General features: G+C 63.4%; 12 protein-coding genes. 6 read left to right on the top strand and 6 right to left on the bottom strand.

The features are described from left to right. Positions 1-65: 65 nt before the first annotated feature. The gene (locus tag GGR38_RS18065) at positions 66-2,114 is read right to left on the bottom strand and encodes an alpha-galactosidase (RefSeq protein ID WP_343059161.1); all 2,049 of its coding nucleotides are present in this window, start codon (positions 2,112-2,114) and stop codon (positions 66-68) included. After that, entirely contained in the window at positions 2,104-3,531 is a 1,428-nt protein-coding gene (locus GGR38_RS18060) for an MFS transporter (protein WP_246404926.1), read from the bottom strand. The genes GGR38_RS18065 and GGR38_RS18060 overlap by 11 nt, the downstream gene beginning before the upstream one ends. Positions 3,532-3,984: 453 nt before the next feature. Between GGR38_RS18060 and GGR38_RS18055 the strand changes: the two genes are divergently transcribed. The 3 genes from GGR38_RS18055 (at position 3,985) to GGR38_RS24575 (ending at position 9,501) form a co-directional block, all read left to right on the top strand. Continuing rightward, complete coding sequence (locus tag GGR38_RS18055) at positions 3,985-6,516, top strand: TonB-dependent receptor domain-containing protein (RefSeq protein ID WP_183627547.1); 2,532 nt, start codon at positions 3,985-3,987, stop codon at positions 6,514-6,516. A 97-nt stretch (positions 6,517-6,613) separates the two neighbouring features. Continuing rightward, entirely contained in the window at positions 6,614-8,128 is a 1,515-nt protein-coding gene (locus GGR38_RS18050) for a tryptophan halogenase family protein (RefSeq protein WP_183627546.1), read from the top strand. Further along, complete coding sequence (locus GGR38_RS24575; protein WP_183627545.1) at positions 8,125-9,501, top strand: putative 2OG-Fe(II) oxygenase; 1,377 nt, start codon at positions 8,125-8,127, stop codon at positions 9,499-9,501. Before GGR38_RS18050 ends, GGR38_RS24575 begins: the two co-directional genes overlap by 4 nt. On the opposite strand, the gene GGR38_RS18040 is transcribed toward GGR38_RS24575, so the two are convergent. Then, entirely contained in the window at positions 9,492-10,340 is an 849-nt protein-coding gene (locus GGR38_RS18040; protein ID WP_183627544.1) for an aldose 1-epimerase, read from the bottom strand. The genes GGR38_RS24575 and GGR38_RS18040 overlap by 10 nt on opposite strands. Before the next feature lie 193 nt (positions 10,341-10,533). On the opposite strand from GGR38_RS18040, the gene GGR38_RS18035 reads away from it, so the two are divergent. Together GGR38_RS18035 and GGR38_RS18030 are read left to right on the top strand one after the other, a co-directional pair. Then, the gene (locus tag GGR38_RS18035) at positions 10,534-10,995 is read left to right on the top strand and encodes a (2Fe-2S)-binding protein (RefSeq protein ID WP_183627543.1); all 462 of its coding nucleotides are present in this window, start codon (positions 10,534-10,536) and stop codon (positions 10,993-10,995) included. Further along, entirely contained in the window at positions 10,992-13,202 is a 2,211-nt protein-coding gene (locus tag GGR38_RS18030; RefSeq protein ID WP_183627542.1) for a xanthine dehydrogenase family protein molybdopterin-binding subunit, read from the top strand. Before GGR38_RS18035 ends, GGR38_RS18030 begins: the two co-directional genes overlap by 4 nt. 36 nt (positions 13,203-13,238) lie before the next feature. Here the strand turns inward: GGR38_RS18030 and copD are convergent, their stop codons facing one another. Beyond that, positions 13,239-14,144, bottom strand: a complete 906-nt coding sequence (gene copD / locus GGR38_RS18025) for a copper homeostasis membrane protein CopD (protein ID WP_183627541.1) — start codon at positions 14,142-14,144, stop codon at positions 13,239-13,241. After that, positions 14,144-14,530, bottom strand: coding sequence for a copper homeostasis periplasmic binding protein CopC (gene copC / locus GGR38_RS18020; protein ID WP_183627540.1), 387 nt, complete (start codon positions 14,528-14,530; stop codon positions 14,144-14,146). The genes copD and copC overlap by 1 nt, the downstream gene beginning before the upstream one ends. A 307-nt stretch (positions 14,531-14,837) precedes the next feature. On the opposite strand from copC, the gene GGR38_RS18015 reads away from it, so the two are divergent. Further along, positions 14,838-16,130 (top strand): MFS transporter, encoded by a 1,293-nt coding sequence (locus tag GGR38_RS18015; protein WP_183627539.1) that lies wholly within the window; start codon positions 14,838-14,840, stop codon positions 16,128-16,130. A 16-nt stretch (positions 16,131-16,146) separates the two neighbouring features. Here GGR38_RS18015 and GGR38_RS18010 read toward each other — a convergent pair whose 3' ends face one another. After that, entirely contained in the window at positions 16,147-17,136 is a 990-nt protein-coding gene (locus tag GGR38_RS18010) for an aromatic ring-hydroxylating oxygenase subunit alpha (protein WP_183627538.1), read from the bottom strand. Between the last annotated feature and the right edge of the window lie 22 nt (positions 17,137-17,158).

The raw sequence follows: 17,158 nt of genomic DNA, 5'->3' as shown, positions 1-17,158 counted from the left end.
TCAGGCCTTATAGGTGATGTTCAGTAAACAGGCAATCGTTTGCATTCTTATGCGAACGTGTCGGATCAGCGCGCGGCCAATTCATAGACCAGCACTTCCTCCCCCTTCATTGGGGGCAGGGGCAGACCCATCCGGGCCAGCCAAGCGCCGTCCATGTCGACCGGCGCCGCGCCATCGCGCATCAGACGATAGCGCCGCGCCGGGTCGACCATATCGAGGCGCAGATGCGGCTGGTGGCGCATCGTTGTGGGGGCGGTGCGGGTGACGATCAGCAGGAGTTGATCCTCATCGCCATGCGCCTGCCAGACCACGCTGTCGCCCGCCTCACCCTGCCACACGCGTCCATGGTGCAGGCGGTTGCGCAGGGCTTTGTAACGCGCGATGGTGGCGGCCAGATCGTCCGTTTCGGTCTGTGTCAGTTTGCGCAGATCAAGCTCGACCCCGAAATGGCCGGGCAGGGCGACGCCCGCGCGGAAGGGCATCGACTGCATCCGCCCGGTGGAATGGGCGGGGCAGGCGCCGACATGGCTGCCCATCACCTCGGGCGGCATGAATTGCAGGAAACCGCGCTGGATCGAAACGCGGCTGATCGCGTCGATGCAGTCGCTGGTCCAGAAACGATGGGTATGGGCGATCACGCCCGCATCGATCCGGCCGCCGCCACCGGCGCAGCTCTCGATCTCTACATCGGGGAAGGCCGAGCGCAGTCGGGCCATCAATTCATAACTACCAAGCACTTGGCTGCGGAACTTCGCGCTGTTTCCGGCATGGGTCAGGTCGCGGTTGTGGTCCCATTTGAGATAGGAGATCGGCAGGTTGCGCAAATGCTGCGCCACCGCATCAAACAGATAGTCGCGCACCTGCGGCAGGCTCATGTCCAGCACGAGCTGATTGCGCGCGCCCAGCAAGGGGCGGCCCCCGATATGCAGCGCCCAGTCGGGATGGGCGCGGTAAAGGTCGCTGTCGGGGTTGATCATTTCGGGTTCGACCCAAAGGCCGAATTCCATTCCCGAGTCGACCACATGGCGCGCCAGAGGCATCAGCCCATCGGGATATTTGCGCGCATCGACCACCCAGTCGCCCAGCGAGGAGGTGTCATCATCGCGCCCTTTAAACCAGCCGTCATCCAGCACATAGCGCTCGATCCCCACGCGCGCGGCGGCCTCGGCCAGCTCTTTCAGCGCATCAAGGTCATGGTCGAAATAGAAACCTTCCCACGTGTTGAGATGGACCGGACGGGGTTTCATCACACCATCGGGCCATGTCATCCGCGTCCGGATGGCGCGATGGAACGCCCATGACACACCATTCGCACCATCCGCGCTGCATGTCGCCAGAAGCTCTGGCGTGGTCATGCTCTGCCCGGGCGCGAGGCGCATTTCGCCCGGCGCCAGCGCCTCGCCCATGATCCATTGACGGCGGCCGTCGTCCAGCCATTCGATGGTCTGAAGATGATTGCCGCTCCACGCCAGTTGCGCGCCATAGGCTGCGCCATCCGCGCAGGAAACGATCGCGCCGGGGAAGCAATCATGGCTGGTCAACCCGCGCCGGTTTTCGCGCCGCCACTGGCTGCGGGTCAGCGCATCGTCGATGGCGACAAATTCGCTGTTATGCCGCCCGCCATAGGACCGCACATGCGCCGAATCGGCGGGCAGGGGCAGATTGCCTGAGGCAAGAAAGCTGACCTCCAGCACGTCATCGCCCATATTGGTCAGTGTGGTGGAGAGCGTGAGCGTGTCGGTGGCCGAATTGAGGCGGATGGTGATGGCCACGCTGATCCGCGCCACATCGTCAGCCATATGGAAGATCACGCCATCGGCGATCTTTTCCGCGCGCGTTGCGGTGATCTGCTGCGCCCAATCCTGCCCGGCGCGGCTGGCCATCAGGGCGCTTTGCCCGAACCAGCCCATGCCCATGGTGGGAAAGATCGACAGCGGCTGGTCGAAATGCAGCGAGAAGCTGGGCTCGGGCCGCGTATCGCGCAGGGGGGCGGGGGGCACCACCCCATCGGGCAGGCGTGGGCCCCAATAGCGCCACAGCGGTGCTTCATCGGGCCGCGCTTCCCAGATGGCTGTGCAGGCGGGCGAATGGAGAGTGACGAATTCAGGCTGCACGGCGGTTTTCCTCAGGAATGTCACGGACGCGAATCATGGTCAGGCCCGCGCAGAACAGCAGAAGGGCGGCAAAGCTGATCGCATGGCGCGGATCGGCGTTCAGCACGTGGCGATAGATCCAGCCGAAGGTCAGCCCGTTGATAAGCATGGGCACCACGATCATCATGTTGAAAATGCCCATATAAACCCCGGTCCTTTCGGGCGGGATCGCGCGGGCCAGGATGACATAGGGGTTGCCCATGATGCTGGCCCAGCCAAGGCCGAGGCCCAGCGCCGGAATCATCAGCGACAGGTGGCTGCCCAGTTCGGGCATGGCCAGCGTGGTGAAAATGGCTGGGGCATGGGCCGTGCCCGCGCCAACGCCCGGTAGCATCAGCAGGCAGAGCGAGCAGGCCATCAGCGCCACCATATGCATCCGCGATGCGCCAAACCGCCGCGCCAGAGGCACCATGGCAAAGGCCGCGACAAAGCCGATCAGATTATAGAAGGCCCCCAGTTGCTGGGTGGTCAGTACCGCATCGCGGAACAGGGCGCTGGTTTTGTCCGCCGTGCCAAAGGCCGAGCGGCCGATGGAAAGTGCGGCATAGGACCAGTAGATCGAAAAGCCATACCATTGGAACAGGCTCATCCACGCCATCTGGCGCATCGCGCGGGGCATTTCGACAATGGCCTGAACGATCTCACGCAGGGCCGCGCTCGCCGATTTTTCCGTGGCGGCGATGCGTTCGCGCTCATCGGGCGTGGTGGGCAATTCGGGCACGCGCAGCACCGACCACAGGATTGTGCAGATCGACAGCACCGCCCCGATCAGGAACGAAATATGCGTGATCGTGGGGATATTATGCGCATCCACCGCATTGCGATCCACCCCGAACCAATAGACCAGGATCGAAGGGCTGAGAAAGGCCATGCATTGCGCAAGGCCGGTAAACGCGCTCTGGCTGAGAAAGCCGATCTCGTGCTGATCGGCGTTAAGCCGGTCGGAGACATAGGCGCGATAAGGCTCCATTGTGGTGTTATTTCCCGCATCGAGCAGCCACAGCAGGCTGGCCGCCATCAGCAGGCTGGAGGAATGCGGCATCAGAAACAGGCCAAGGCTGCACAGGATCGCGCCGATCAGGAAATAGGGCGTCCGACGGCCAAAACGCGAGTCGGTCCGGTCGCTCATCGCGCCCACCAGCGGCTGGATCAACAGGCCCGTCATCGGCCCGGCCAGTTGCAGGATCGGCAGGCTCGCCTCGTCCGCGCCCAGCCACGAATAGATCGGCACCATATTGCCCTGTTGCAGGCCAAAGCTGAATTGCAGCCCAAGGAAGCCAAGGTTCATTTCAACAATGCGCAGCAGCGACAGATGCGGCTTGCGTGCGTCTGTGCGGGCCGGGGCAACGGCCAGATCGGCGGGGGCGGCGTGGGCCATGGGCTTCCTTTCCTGACACCCTCTTTGCGGGGCTGACTCGTTCTTGTCCTTTTGGCTTAGCCTGAGTTGCGAGGAAGTGCAACAATCGTTTGCATAGTTTTACTGCGTCTGCGATTCGCGCATTCTATCTTGTGCCGGATTGGTGGTGGAAGAGTTTCCCCGCGCAGCATGGATAGATCCGATCCTGATGGGTTGGCAGGTAATCCGCAACTTGCCTTGTCGTAACTTCAACAGGTGTGCGCGAGGGTGTAGAAGGATTATCCGAGTCTACATACCGGTGATGAGGGCCGGGTAGTGTAGCCCATTTGTCACAGGAGAAGAAAAGTCAGAATTGCATTTGCACTCGATTGCAAAAGCTATTGCAACCGATTGTTTTGGGGTTTAGAGGGATTTTTTATGAGCTGCCCGGAATAACCCGGGGGCGTTCCATACCTCTTGGGGGAGGATCTGATCATGAAGTCAGTTTTCAAGTCGTGCGTGTCGTTTGCTGCGCTGGGTTTCGCCAGCCTTTCGGCTCCCGCTTTCGCCGCCGATCAGGCGCCCGCCGCACAGGCCCCGGCCGCCGACGATGGCCTGAACGCCATCGTCGTGACCGCCTCGACCGGCGACAAGACCAAGCTGAACAGTTCGATCTCGATCTCGTCGGTTTCGGCCTCGACCATCGCCGATTTCCACCCCGCCTCGCAAGGTGACCTGCTGCGCCTGCTGCCGGGTCTTCAGCCCAACATTTCGGGCCCCGGCGGTAACGGCAACTTTGCCGTGCGCGGTCTGCCCGTGGCCACCGGCGGCGCCACCTTCGTCCAGCTTCAGGAAGATGGCCTGCCGCAGGTTCTGTATGGCGACATTCAGTTCGGCAACAACGACTATTTCACCAAGTTCGACGCGCTGACCGAAAGCGTGGACGCGGTGCGCGGCGGTACGGCGGCCACCATGGCCAGCCAGGCGCCGGGCGCGGTGATCAACTATCTCAGCAAGACCAGCAAGTCCGAGGGCGGCTATGTCGAGCTGGAAAAGGGCGTGAACTTTGACTACACCAAGGTCAATTTCCGCGATTCCGGCATCATCAACGACACGCTCTATTACAACCTGGGCGGTTTCGTCGACATCGGCCATGGTCCCCGCCATGCGTCCTATAACGTGTCGAAATCCTATCAGATCCGCGGCAACATCACCAAGGAACTGGGCGACGGCAAGGGCTATCTGCGCCTGCTCTTCAAGGTGGCCGATACGCAGGAACCCAATGACACCGGCGGCATCGCCTGCGGCAACATCACCGGCGGCAGCGGCTGGGGCGGCAAGGTCAGCAACCTTGGGCCTTGCAGCAATTTCGACACGCGCAAGCAGTCGATCTATTCGCTCAACAACGCTTCTTTCGCCTATGTCGATGTCGACGGCACGCGCAAGACCACTCCTCTGAACGGCATCACCACCAATCAGAAGACGCTGCAACTGCAGTTCCATTATGAATTCACGCCCCAGATCAAGCTGGACAACAATGCGCGTTACAGCGCGATCAGCGGCGGTTTCTCTTCGGGCTTCTTCAACGCTGCCCCCACCTCGAGCGTGATCGGCACCGCGCCCAACGAATTGACCAGCGCCACCGTGGCGCAGGTTCGCTATGCCAACGGGCCGAATGCCGGTCAGCTTTACACCGGCGCGCTGCTCAACAACAACACCGACGTCTATGCCCGTATCCGTGATCTGGGCAGCTTCGTCAACGATCTGAAACTGTCGGGCAAGTTTGACCTGAACGGCAAGATCCGCGCCAATGTCTATGCCGGCTGGTTCTTCATGAGCCAGAATGTTGCGATGGACTGGCACACCAACAAGACCTTCAGCGAAGTCAGCGGCAACAATCCGGCGATGCTGGACCTGTATGACTCGGCGGGCAACCTGCTGACGGCCAATGGTATTGCCGGTTATGGCAACAACTGGGGTTCGTGCTGCGCGCGCAATTACGACTACACCTTCACCGACAACGCGCCTTACCTGAGCCTCAACCTCGACGGCGGCGCATGGCAGGTCGATGGTTCGGTCCGTCAGGACTTCAACCATGGCCAGGGCACCGGTTCGATCAGCACCGGCAATGCCTATACCGCCAATGTTTATCAGTATAATCCGGTGAAGTCCGCCTATGTCACCACGGCGATCCCCTATTACCTGCCTGATGCGGCGGCCGAGGTGATCAATTACAGCAAGCAGATGACCTCGTGGTCGTTCGGCGGCCTGTATAAGCCGATGCAGAACATGTCGGTCTTCGTGCGCGCCTCGCGCGGGTCGCGCTTCAATGCCGACCGCATGACCTTCAACGGTTACTTCAACAAGGACGGCTCGCTCAACAGCACCAGCGGCGCGGCGGCGGTGGGCGATTACGTCAACCAGTATGAAGTGGGCGTGAAGAACGGCGGCAACCTGCTGGGCGGTCGTTATACGGCCGAACTGACGGTCTATCGCTCGAACTTCAACATCACCACCTATGAACTGTCGGCCACCAAGTGCGGCGGTTCGGCCACGGGTTGCATTATTGCCAACAAGTATCGCACGATGGGTGCGGAATTCTATGGCACCTATCGCCGTGGTCCGTTCAACTTCATCGCCAACCTGACGTATAACAAGGCCGAAAAGATGCCCGCGGGCACCGCTGCCTATGTCCGTTCGGATGGCATTCCTGACCTGTCCTATACGTTCGCTGCCAATTACTCGATCACCGACAACGCCTCGATCGGCGCGAACGTGACCGGCGTGACCAGCACGGTGGACAACAATGGTCTGGAATATCCCGGTGCGGCCGTGGTCGGCGCCAATGTGAAGTACAGCCCGATCAAGAACCTGCAACTGGGCGTGAATGTCCAGAACCTGTTCAACACGCTGACCGCGATGGGTCCGGGCAATGGCATTGCCAGCACCTCGGGCAACACCTCGATCATCAACATCACCAGCATGGTGGGCCGCACGGTCATGGGTTCGGCACGCTTCAGCTTCTGATATCGCCCGAATGGGTTGCAAATAAGGTGGGCGGGCATGGAAGGACACTTCCGGCCCGCCTTCTTTTTGGTCTAGAACAAAGCAAAGGGAGAGGGCGATGGGCGATTCCGATCGGAAAATCCGCAGGATTCTGGTGGTTGGCGGCGGTTCGGCGGGCTGGATGGCGGCGGCGATGCTGGCCAATGCACTGAAGCAGAATTGCGCGATCACGCTGGTGGAAAGCGAGGAGATCGGCACCATCGGCGTTGGCGAGGCGACCATCCCGCCCATCCGCATCTTCAACGAAACGCTGGGCATTGACGAGCGCGAGTTTATGGCCGCCACCAAGGGCAGCTTTAAACTGGGCATTGAATTTGTCGGTTGGGGGCGCGAGGATACGCGCTATTTCCACCCCTTTGGCCCGCATGGGCGCAATTTCGACATGGTGCCGCTGCATCAATATTGGCTGAAAGCGCGGATGGCGGGGGATGACACCCCGCTCGATGATTATTCGATGGCGTGGCATATCGCGCGTGCCGGGCGCTTTTCCCACCCTTCGCCCGATCAGCGCAGCGTGCTCTCCACTTTTGAATATGCCTATCATTTCGATGCTGGCCTTTATGCCCGCTTCCTGCGCGCCTATGCCGAAAAGCGCGGCGTGACGCGGGTGGAGGGCAAGATTGCCGATGTCGGCCTGCATGGAGAAACCGGCTATGTGCGCGATGTGACGATGGCGGATGGGCGCGTTATTGAGGCCGATCTGTTCATCGACTGCTCGGGCTTTCGCGGGCTGCTGATCGAGGGGGCGCTGAAAACCGGCTATGAGGACTGGTCGCACTGGCTGCCCTGCGATCGCGCGGTGGCGATGCCTTGCGCCCATCCCAAGGCCGATCCCAATCCCACACCCTATACCCGCTCCACCGCGCGCGAGGCGGGCTGGCAATGGCGCATTCCGCTGCAACATCGCATCGGCAATGGCTATGTCTATTGCAGCGACTTTATGGAGGATGACCGCGCCGCCGATCTGCTGACCCAGCGCCTTGATGGCGAGGCTTTGGGCGATCCGCGCCATGTGCGTTTCACCGCAGGCCGCCGGCGTCAGCACTGGAACAAGAATGTCATCGCGGTGGGCCTGTCATCGGGTTTCCTGGAACCGCTGGAATCGACTTCGATTCACCTGATTCAGGCCAATATTTCCAAGATCCTCGCGCTGTTCCCCGACAAGGATTTCGATCCCGCCACACGCGATGAATTCAACCGCATCGCCCATGGCGAGATGGAGCGCATCCGCGACTTCATCATCCTGCATTACAAGCTGACCCAGCGGCAGGATAGCGAGTTGTGGCGCTATGTATCGGCCATGGATATTCCCGACACGCTGGCGCTGAAAATCGAGCATTTCCGTCGCCATGGCCGGTTGATCGCGCGCGAGCTTGATCTGTTTGCACCGCCTTCATGGCTGGCGGTGCATGTGGGGCAGGGGAATATCCCTGAGGGCCTCGACCCGCTGATCGACTATCGCGGGGTGGATGCGGGCGACTGGCTGGGCAGATTGCGCGGCGCGATGGCGGCCGAGGCGGGGCGTATGCCGATGCATGGCGCAGTTCTGGCCCAACATTGCGCGGCGACGTGAATTCAGAGGCGATCCAGTGGCGCGATACGGCCCGTGCCCTGCGCGCTCAGCAGCGTATGATTGAGGCCGATGAGGCGATTGCCAAGGCCCATGCGCTGGCGCCTGAAGATCGCCTGGTCGCCTTTCTCCATGCGCAATCGCGCTATGAATTGGGCCACCGGGCGGCGGATCTGTTTGCGCAGGTCTGCCGCCTGTGGCCCGACAATCCCGACGCCTTGCGCAATCACGCCATGGCGTTGGCCAGCGAGGGCGATATTGGCGCGGCAGTCGATCTGCTCACCGCCGCGCTGGCGCAAAATCCGCAATGGCTGGATGGGCATCGCGTGCTGGCCTCGCTGCGCTGGGTGGCGGGCGATGCGCAGGATTTCGATGCCTCCTATGCCACCGCCGCCCGCGCAAATCCGCGTGCTCAGGGCCTGTGGCTTGGCTGGTTTTCCGCCGTCGCGCAGCACCGCGACTGGCCCCGCGCCCGCGCCATTCTGGAAGAGGCCGAGCGCCATCTGGGCCAGACCAAACCCCTGACCGAGGCGCGCCTGTTCATCGCCAATGAGAGCGGGGATGGGGGCGAGACCGCGCGCCTGCTGGCCTCGACAGAGGCTTGGGACGATCCTTTTATTCAGGTCGCCCGCATCCGCGCCGCCCTGCGCGCGGGCGATCCGGCGCGCGCGCTGTCCATCGCCCTGCCTCTGGCGCAGGCCGCGCCCGGATCGCCGCTGGCCGGGCAGGCATGGCCCTATGTCTCGACCTGCTGGCGCCTGCTGGATGATCCGCGCAGGGACTGGCTCGATGGCGATTTTGTGCGCAGCATGGATGTCGGGCTGGGCGAGGGCGAGCTGGATGAGCTGGGCGAATGCCTGCGCGCGCTGCATATCGCGCAATTGCCCTATCCCGAACAATCGGTGCGTGGCGGTACGCAGACCGACCGCTCGGTCCTGCTGCGCCACGAACCGATCCTGCAACGCGCCCGCGTGGCATTGATGGCGGCGGTGAAGGATTATGTCGCGACTTTGCCCGCGCCCGATCCCGCGCATCCCTTGCTGTCGCGCCCGCGTGACCATCTGCGGATCAGCGGCAGTTGGTCAGTGCGCCTGACGGGCGGGGGCTATAACATCCCCCATTCGCACCCGATGGGCTGGATCAGCAGCGCCTTCTACGTCAGCCTGCCGCAGGATACCGCACCCGCGCCCGCCGGTCATTTCCACTATGGCGCGCCGCCGCCCGAACTCGGCCTCGATCTCACGCCCTATGCCACGATTGCGCCGCAGCGCGGCCATCTGGTGCTGTTCCCCTCAACCCTCTGGCACGGCACGGTGCCGACTGCCTCTGGGGAGCGGCTCAATATCGCCTTCGACGTCGTGCCTGCTCAAGCCTGAAAGGCAAAGTGATAGCGCTGGCTGCGGCGCTCTCCGGCGGGCAGGATGTCCTGCGGCCCCCATTCGCCCCGGCCAAAGCTGTTGGGCGCATGGCTGACGGGTTCGACGCAGAAGAAATCATGATCGCCGGGGCAATAGAGGTGAAATCCCGCGCCGGGGCCGGATAGGGTGACACTCATTCCCGGCGCAGCAATCACGATGCTGGGATCGGGCGCGACAAAGAAATTGTCCAGCCCCTCCAGCGCCTCGATCCCGACCGGCGCGCCGGAAAACAGGCCCGATTCCTGCGCCAAAACGGCAAGGCCGGTGGGATCGTTGAACCACATCACCTCGGCACTGGCCGTCACGGTGCTTTCGGGCGAACGCGGGAAATAGGGGTGGAGGCCAAAGCCTGCGGGCATCGCCTCGCTCTCATGCCGGTTCTCGATGGTCAGTTCGACCCACAGGCCGTCCTCCTCTAGCGTGAAGGCCTGCCACGCAGCATAGGGCCAAGGCCAGTCGTTCGCATCCTCGTCCATCCGCAGCGTGGCGTGATCGGGGCCTGCCTGCTCCACGCTCCACGCCCGGCGCCAACCATTGCCATGGATCGCATGAGGCGCGCCCAGATAATCGACCGCAATCGCATGATCCGTGCCGTTCAGGGCAAAATGCCCATGCGCGATCCGATTGGCAAAAGGCACCAGCGGAAAACAGGCCGTATCGAGCAGATCATTCCCCACCGCGCGGCGCAGCACCGGCACGCCCCCGCAATCAAGCGCCATGATCGAGCCGCCCAGCGCAGGGGCGATCTGGCAAATGGCATCGCCCTTGGCGAGGTGGAGCAGCGTTTGGTCGGTCATGGGCCGCTTTTTAGCCGGATGGGTGGAAAAGAGAAGGGGCGTGCAAACGGATGGAATGGCAAATTATACTCAGTCCGCGTTGAATGACATTCATGATGAATGCTATGATCCAAGTCGTTAATGTCGGCCCATGCGATGATGGGCCAAGCACCCCCGCCAAGGCCCTCAACATGCCGAGATTTCAGGAAAAACCATGATCGAATTGACCATCAACGGCCAAAAACGCCGAGTCGATGCCGAGAGCGACACACCTTTGCTCTGGGTCCTGCGCGATGATCTGGGGATGACGGGCACCAAATATGGCTGCGGCGTGGCGCAATGCGGCGCCTGCTCGGTGCTGGTCGACGGTTCGGTGATGCGGTCGTGCGTCACGCCGGTCGAGGCGGTTGCGGGCCGCAAAGTGACCACGATCGAAGCAATGGAAAAGGACGCCGTGGGCGCCAAGGTCGTCGAGGCATGGGTCAAGCATCAGGTGCCCCAATGCGGCTATTGCCAGTCGGGTCAGGTGATGGCGGCGACCTCCTTGCTGAAGCAGAACGCCAAGCCCACCGATGCCGATGTCGAGGCCGCGATGGTCAACCTGTGCCGCTGCGGCACGTATAATGCCATCAAGGCGGCGGTGCGCGATGTGGCCGGATTGGAGGCCAAGGCATGAACCTGCCGTTTCAAACGCCGGTGAATGATCCGGTCAATGTTTCGCGGCGCGGCTTTATTGCGGGCGCTGGTGTGGGCGCGCTGGTGCTGGGCTTTGGCGTGCCGATGGGCGCGGCGCGCGCGCAGGGCGCCGCCGCCAAGGTGGTGCCCGGCACGCGGGTCCCGGCCTTTCTGGCGATCCGGCCCGATAACACCATTCTGTTCCAAAGCCCCTTTGCCGAGGGCGGGCAGGGCGTGTGGACCGCAATGGCGCAGATCGTGGGCGAGGAACTCGACGCCGATCCGGCCAGCTTTACGGTCGAAAACGCGCCTCCGGGCCCCGATTATCAGGTCGTCTTTGGCCAGATGCGGATCACCGGCGGGTCTTTCTCGGTGCGCAGTTCCTATGCCACGATGCGCAAATTGGGCGCGACGGCGCGGGCCATGCTGGTGCAGGCCGCCGCGCAGAAGATGGGCGTTCCGGCGGGTGAATTGACCACGCAGCCTGGCCGCGTGATCCATAAGGCCAGCGGCAAGGCGATGACCTATGGCGAACTGGCGCCCGCCGCGCTGGATATGCCTGCGCCCGCCAATGTGGCGCTGAAGGACCCCAAGGACTTCCGCTGGATCGGCAAGCGTCAGGCGCGTTTGGACGTGCGCGCCAAATCGACCGGCAAGGCGCAATTCTCCATCGACATGAAGGTCGATGGCATGCTGCACGCTGCGGTTCAGCACGCCCCGCGTCTGGGTCAGACAGTGGGCAAGATCCGCAATGAGGCTGAGGTGAAGGCGATGAAGGGCGTGCATTCGGTGCATGTCCTGCCCGGCGCGGTGGCTGTTGTGGCCGAGCGTTTCTGGCACGCGCGCCGCGCGGTGGAGGCCGCGCAGGTCGATTGGGCCGAGGCAACCGGCGAGACCTATCGCCCGATGCCCGCGGATTTCTCGACCGAGGCCTTCGCGCAATACCTCGCCAATTATCAGGGCAAGGAAGAGGTTGCCGAAACCGCAGGCGATATGGCCGCCGGTTTCGCCGGGGCCGCCAGCACGGTGAGCGCCACCTATCACAGCCAGTTCGTCAACCATGCCCAGCTTGAGCCGCCATCGGCGCTGGCGCGGTACAATGCCGACGGCACGCTGGACATGTGGTTTCCCAATCAGGCGCCCGAAATGTTCCTGGCCGAAATCGCCAAGGCATCGGGGCTGGCGCCGGACAAGATCCATATCCATTCGCCGCTCCTGGGTGGGTTCTTTGGCCGCCACTTCATCTATCCCCATGGCACGCCCTGGCCGCAGGCTCTGGAACTGGCCAAGCGCGTTGGGCGCCCGGTCAAGCTGATCTGGACGCGCGAAGAGGAATTCCTGCGCGATCCACTGCGCCCGATGGCGGCGGTGCGGTTTCGCGGGGCGCTGGACGCCAAGGGGATGCCGATTGCCATCGAGGCGATCAGCGTTACCGAAGGGCCGACCGAGGGCATTGCCGACAAGCGCGCGGCCAAGCTGGACGACGCCGCTCTGGAGGGGCTGACGGGTAAGAAATATGCGCTGCCCGCCAAGCGTATCGCGCAGGTTTTCGTCAAAAGCCCGACCACGCTGGCCTATTGGCGCTCGGTCGGTAATTCGATGAACGACTTCTTCTATGAGACGTTCCTTGACGAAATGGCCGACAAGGGCGGGCAGGACCCCTATGCGCTGCGCCTGAAACTGCTGGAGGGCAATGTGCGGCTGACCAATCTGATCAAGGCGGCGGTCGATCTGTCGGGCGGCTGGAAGGCCGGGCCGTTCACCGCGCCTGATGGCAGCAAGCGCGCGCGCGGCATCGCCATGGCGTCGCCCTTTGGCACCGAAACCGCCGCGATTGCCGAGGTTTCCATCGCTGATGGCCAGATCAAGGTCCACGATGTCTGGCAGGCGATTGATCCGGGCAGCATCGTCAACCCCGCGATCATCGAGGCGCAGGTCAATTCCGCCGTGGCGCTGGGCCTGTCTGAAGTGTTGATCGAGGAGGCCGTCTATAAGGATGGCCTGCGCGCGGCGCGCAATTTCGACGGCTATCCGATCCTGACGCCCGACCGGATGCCGCGCGTGCATGTGCGGATCGTGGAAAGCGGCGCGCCGATGGGCGGGATTGGCGAACCGGGCCTGCCTGCTGTGCCGCCTGCGGTGGCCAATGCGGTGTCGCGGCTGGTGGGCAAACGCCTGCGCAAGATGCCGCTGGCCGGGTTTGCGTGAATGAAGCGGAGCGGCGGGGTAAAACCCGCCGCTTGCCTATGCGGCGCCCATTGGATCCATCGTGCCCGCCGCCGCAATGCACCAGATCACGCCCAGCGCCAGCAGCGTTTCGAGCGTGACACTGCGACGCAGTGCGGCCAGAGCGCGATGGCGCGCGCGCGGATCGATCGCCTGTTCCAGCGCGGGCACCAGATGGAACCGGTTATGCCCCGCCAGCACGAACATCGCGCCAAACAGGCCCAGCTTGGTCAGCAGCAACCGGCCATAGGGCGCGTTCGCCATCACCCCCCATTGCCCCGGCGGGGCCAGAAACAGTAGATTAGCCAGCCCGCTGAGCACCAAAACGCCCACCAGCACCGTGCCGATCAGCGCAAATCCGCCCAATTGCCGCCCCAACCGGGCCAGCGCCGTGCGATCATTGGCCCCGCTGCTCCACACCAGCGCGGTAAACAGCAGCAGCGCGCCAAGCCATGTCAGGCCCGCCCACAAATGCGCCATATCGCCGCTCAGCCGGACCACCGAGGCAAAACCCATGGAGGCTGCCGCATGGCCGCCCCATGCCAGACAGGTGGTTGCCAGCCCTCCCAGCAACGCGACCGCCAGCAAAGGCGCATTGCGCCGCCGCCACAGGATCACCCCCAGCGCCAGCGTCAGAAACGCACCCCGCGCGATCACCGCCCAGCCCAGCGCCGTATCCGTCAGCATCATCGAGACCGTCTCGGCGCCGAGATCAGCAACCGGCCCGGCCGCCATGCGTGCAAGGATAAAGGCGAATTCGCCCGCCCCCAGCGCCAGACCCAGAACGCAGCCCAGCCCTAGCACCCGTCGCCCCCACGGCGAAGCGACACGCTGGCCCAGCAGGCGGGCCGTCAGGGCAGCGCCAAACACCAGCCCCAGATCGATGAACTGAAGCCAGCGCAGCCAGACCAGCGTTTCGCCCATCACTTGACGGTGAAGTTCAGCTTGCCAGCAACGCGATGCGTGTCGGTGGAAACCACATGCCAGTTGGCCTCATAGGTGCCGGCGGGCAGCGCGCGGGGCAGCTTGGCCACCAGCGTCACCTTGTCGGCGGCAAGGGCGGTTTTAACGCCGGTCATCTTCATCGGTTCGTGATTGGCCATGCCGGGCATGCCGGTCATCACCACATCCACGCCCGACATCGCGGCCACCAGCGGTTCGCTGAACGTGATCGAGATCTGGGAAACATTGGCGGCGGCGGCGCCTTCGGCCGGGGTGGCCGACACGATCTTGGGATGGGCCAGCGCGGGCGCGGCAAAACCGGCAACCGCAACGCAGGCGGCCAGAGTGGAGGCGAGAATATGGCGCATCAGATCGAACTCCCTTAGGTAAGGCTTTTGCCCGATCCTGTCATACGATCATCGGGCGCAGGAGTGAAAGGGCATTTCAGAGGTGCGCCGCGCAACACTATGCCGTTTCGCGGCGGCTCATTGGCATCGTATTCACGCCGCCCTCATTTGACCCGGCCAGCGCGCCATCCTATCCCTGCATCAGATCCGGCAAGGGTTTCCCAGACCGGGCCACAGGGGAGAAGAACGCAGCCAGGCGGCCATGCCCGCCCGATGCGCGCGCCCATGGGGCCGGGACAGGGCCTTTGCGCGCAACAAAGGTTCGTTCATGGAAACCACTTTCCCCTCGCTGGTCAATGCCCACCGCCTCTCGGCCTTGCAGATCACGCTGTTTGCGGTCTGCTTTATGGTGGCGGCGCTCGATGGTTTCGATGTCGCGCTGATGGGCTTTTTGGCGCCCGCGATTCGCAAGGGGCTGCATCTGGCGCCGCCTGAATTGGCCTCTGTGTTTGGCGCGGGGCAGTTCGGCTCGGTAGCCGGGGCGCTGATCATCGGGCCGATGGCGGATCGGTTCGGGCGCAAGCGGATGATGGTGGCATCGACCCTGTGGTTTGCGGCGATGACGATTGTGTCCTCCTATGCGCCTGATCTGGCCTCGCTTTCCTTGTGGCGGTTTCTGACCGGCTTTGGGCTTGGCGGGGCGTTGCCCTGCGCCACGGCGCTGACCTCGGAATATTGCCCGGATCGCAAGAAGGCCAGCCTGACCACGGCGATGTTCTGCGGTTTCACCTTCGGTTCGGCGGTGGGCGGTTTTATCACCGCATGGGCCGAGCCGCTGGTGGGATGGCGGATGGTGATTATGGGGGCAGGGGTGGCGCCCTTGCTGCTGGTGCCGGTAGCGTGGATGCTGGTGCCGGAATCGGTTGATTATCTGCAACGCAGCGGCGGCAATGCCCGCGCTCTTGATCGCATTGCTGAGCGTATCGCCGGGGTGGAGGGCTGGTCGGCCCATGCTGTCGTACCGCAGCGGGCGCAGGGTTCGATCCTGAGCGATCTGTTTCGCTCGCGGCCTGCGGGGGGCATTGTGCTGCTCTGGGTCACGTCCTTTATCACCCTGTCCATCGTCTATCTGATGACCAGTTGGATGCCCTTGCTGCTGACCGCGCAGGGCTTCTCGATGAAGCAGGCTTCGTTGGCCACCGCGATGTTTCAGGTGGGCGGCACCATCGGGGCGGTGGTTCTGGGCCTGTTGATGGACCGTTTCCGCCCCAGCCGGGTGCTGGCGGTGGCCTTTGCGCTGGTGGGGGTGTTTGTCGTGCTGATCGGTCGGGTTCCGGCGCAGCATGTGTTGCTTCCCGCGCTGATCTTTATGGCGGGGGCCACGGTTTCGGGCGGGCAGGTGGGGCTGATGGCCTATGCCGCCGGGTGGTATCCGGCCCGCGTGCGCGCCACCGGGGTCAGCTGGACCAATGCCTGCGGGCGGATCGGTTCGATTGTCGGCAGTCTGGCGGGCGGGGCCTTGCTGGGGCTGGGGCTGGGCTATTCCTCGATCCTGATGCTGCTGGCGATCCCGGCGCTGTTTGCGGCGCTGGCCATCGGGATGCAGGGGCGCGCGGCCTGACGCGCCCCCTTATCGTTCAGGCTTCCTCGCGCCGCATTTGGATCAGGCGGCGGCGCGCCCGGATCGCGGCGGCGTCCGACGGCATGATCACCGGGCGCAGCGCCCAGAAATCCTGATCGCCCATTGCCTCCTGCTGGGCGCGGATCATCGGCTCATCCTCTTCCAGAAAGACCCGGCGCGCCATTTGCGCGGCTTCCTCGCCATGGTCGCAGGTGAAGAAATAATGCGTCTCGCGCAGGCTTTTCGGGGTCAGGATATGCGGGTTGGCCATGGGCGGCACCACCGGCGCGCGGGTTTCTGACTGCACCACGCCGATCATCAGCGCCAGCGAGGCCGGGGCATGCCAGCGCATATGCAGCCATTGATCGACCCGCGCGTCTCCCACCATCGGCACGGCCCATTCGGGCGGGCGCGAACCGTTCATGTCCCACTTGTTCCACACGGCGCCGCTGTCATCGCTTTCGACCGTCTGTTCGCCAAATTCGAACAGGGCGCCATTCACCCCGAATGTCTCGGTATGCAGAAATTCGGCATGGCTCAGGTCTAGCAGATTGTCCGCGATCAGCTCGTAATTCACATCCATCAGCAGATGGTCACGGGCATCCTTGCCATCGTCGATGAAGGAGAAATCCGGGATTGTGGCGGGATCGGCCCGCTCCGCATCGCCGGGCCAGAACCACAGGCCACCATGGCGTTCGACCAGCGGACGGGTGGCCACGCGCGCCTCAGGCGGCAGGGTCTTGCCAAAGGGGTTGAAGACGCAGGCGCCATCCATGCCATAGGTCAGCCCGTGATAGCCGCAGGCCATGCTGTCGCCCACGCGCCGCCCCCGGCTGAGCGGGACGAAGCGGTGGGGGCAGCGGTCGGCCATCATCACCCATGCGCCATCGCCCGATTGCAGGATCAGCCATGGTTCGTCCAGCAAAGTGCGTGCAAGAAAGCCGTCTTTGGGGACTTCGGCGGCCCATGCGGCCATGTACCATGCGTTGCGGATATAGGCGGCCATTTCCAATTCTCCTCTCCAAACG

Source organism: Novosphingobium sediminicola, from assembly GCF_014196525.1.
Taxonomy (GTDB): Bacteria; Pseudomonadota; Alphaproteobacteria; order Sphingomonadales; family Sphingomonadaceae; genus Novosphingobium; species Novosphingobium sediminicola.
This window is presented reverse-complemented; position numbering and strand designations above follow the sequence as displayed.

Bases quoted from the DNA above. Each gene is read 5' to 3' on its own strand.
- GGR38_RS18015 (WP_183627539.1), top strand. From the start codon at position 14,838: ATGGAAACCACTTTCCCCTCGCTGGTCAATGCCCACCGCCTCTCGGCC.
- GGR38_RS18060 (WP_246404926.1), bottom strand. From the start codon at position 3,531: ATGGCCCACGCCGCCCCCGCCGATCTGGCCGTTGCCCCGGCCCGCACA.
- GGR38_RS18050 (WP_183627546.1), top strand. From the start codon at position 6,614: ATGGGCGATTCCGATCGGAAAATCCGCAGGATTCTGGTGGTTGGCGGC.
- GGR38_RS18035 (WP_183627543.1), top strand. From the start codon at position 10,534: ATGATCGAATTGACCATCAACGGCCAAAAACGCCGAGTCGATGCCGAG.
- GGR38_RS18010 (WP_183627538.1), bottom strand. From the start codon at position 17,136: ATGGCCGCCTATATCCGCAACGCATGGTACATGGCCGCATGGGCCGCC.
- GGR38_RS18040 (WP_183627544.1), bottom strand. From the start codon at position 10,340: ATGACCGACCAAACGCTGCTCCACCTCGCCAAGGGCGATGCCATTTGC.
- GGR38_RS18055 (WP_183627547.1), top strand. From the start codon at position 3,985: ATGAAGTCAGTTTTCAAGTCGTGCGTGTCGTTTGCTGCGCTGGGTTTC.
- copD (WP_183627541.1), bottom strand. From the start codon at position 14,144: ATGGGCGAAACGCTGGTCTGGCTGCGCTGGCTTCAGTTCATCGATCTG.
- GGR38_RS18030 (WP_183627542.1), top strand. From the start codon at position 10,992: ATGAACCTGCCGTTTCAAACGCCGGTGAATGATCCGGTCAATGTTTCG.
- copC (WP_183627540.1), bottom strand. From the start codon at position 14,530: ATGCGCCATATTCTCGCCTCCACTCTGGCCGCCTGCGTTGCGGTTGCC.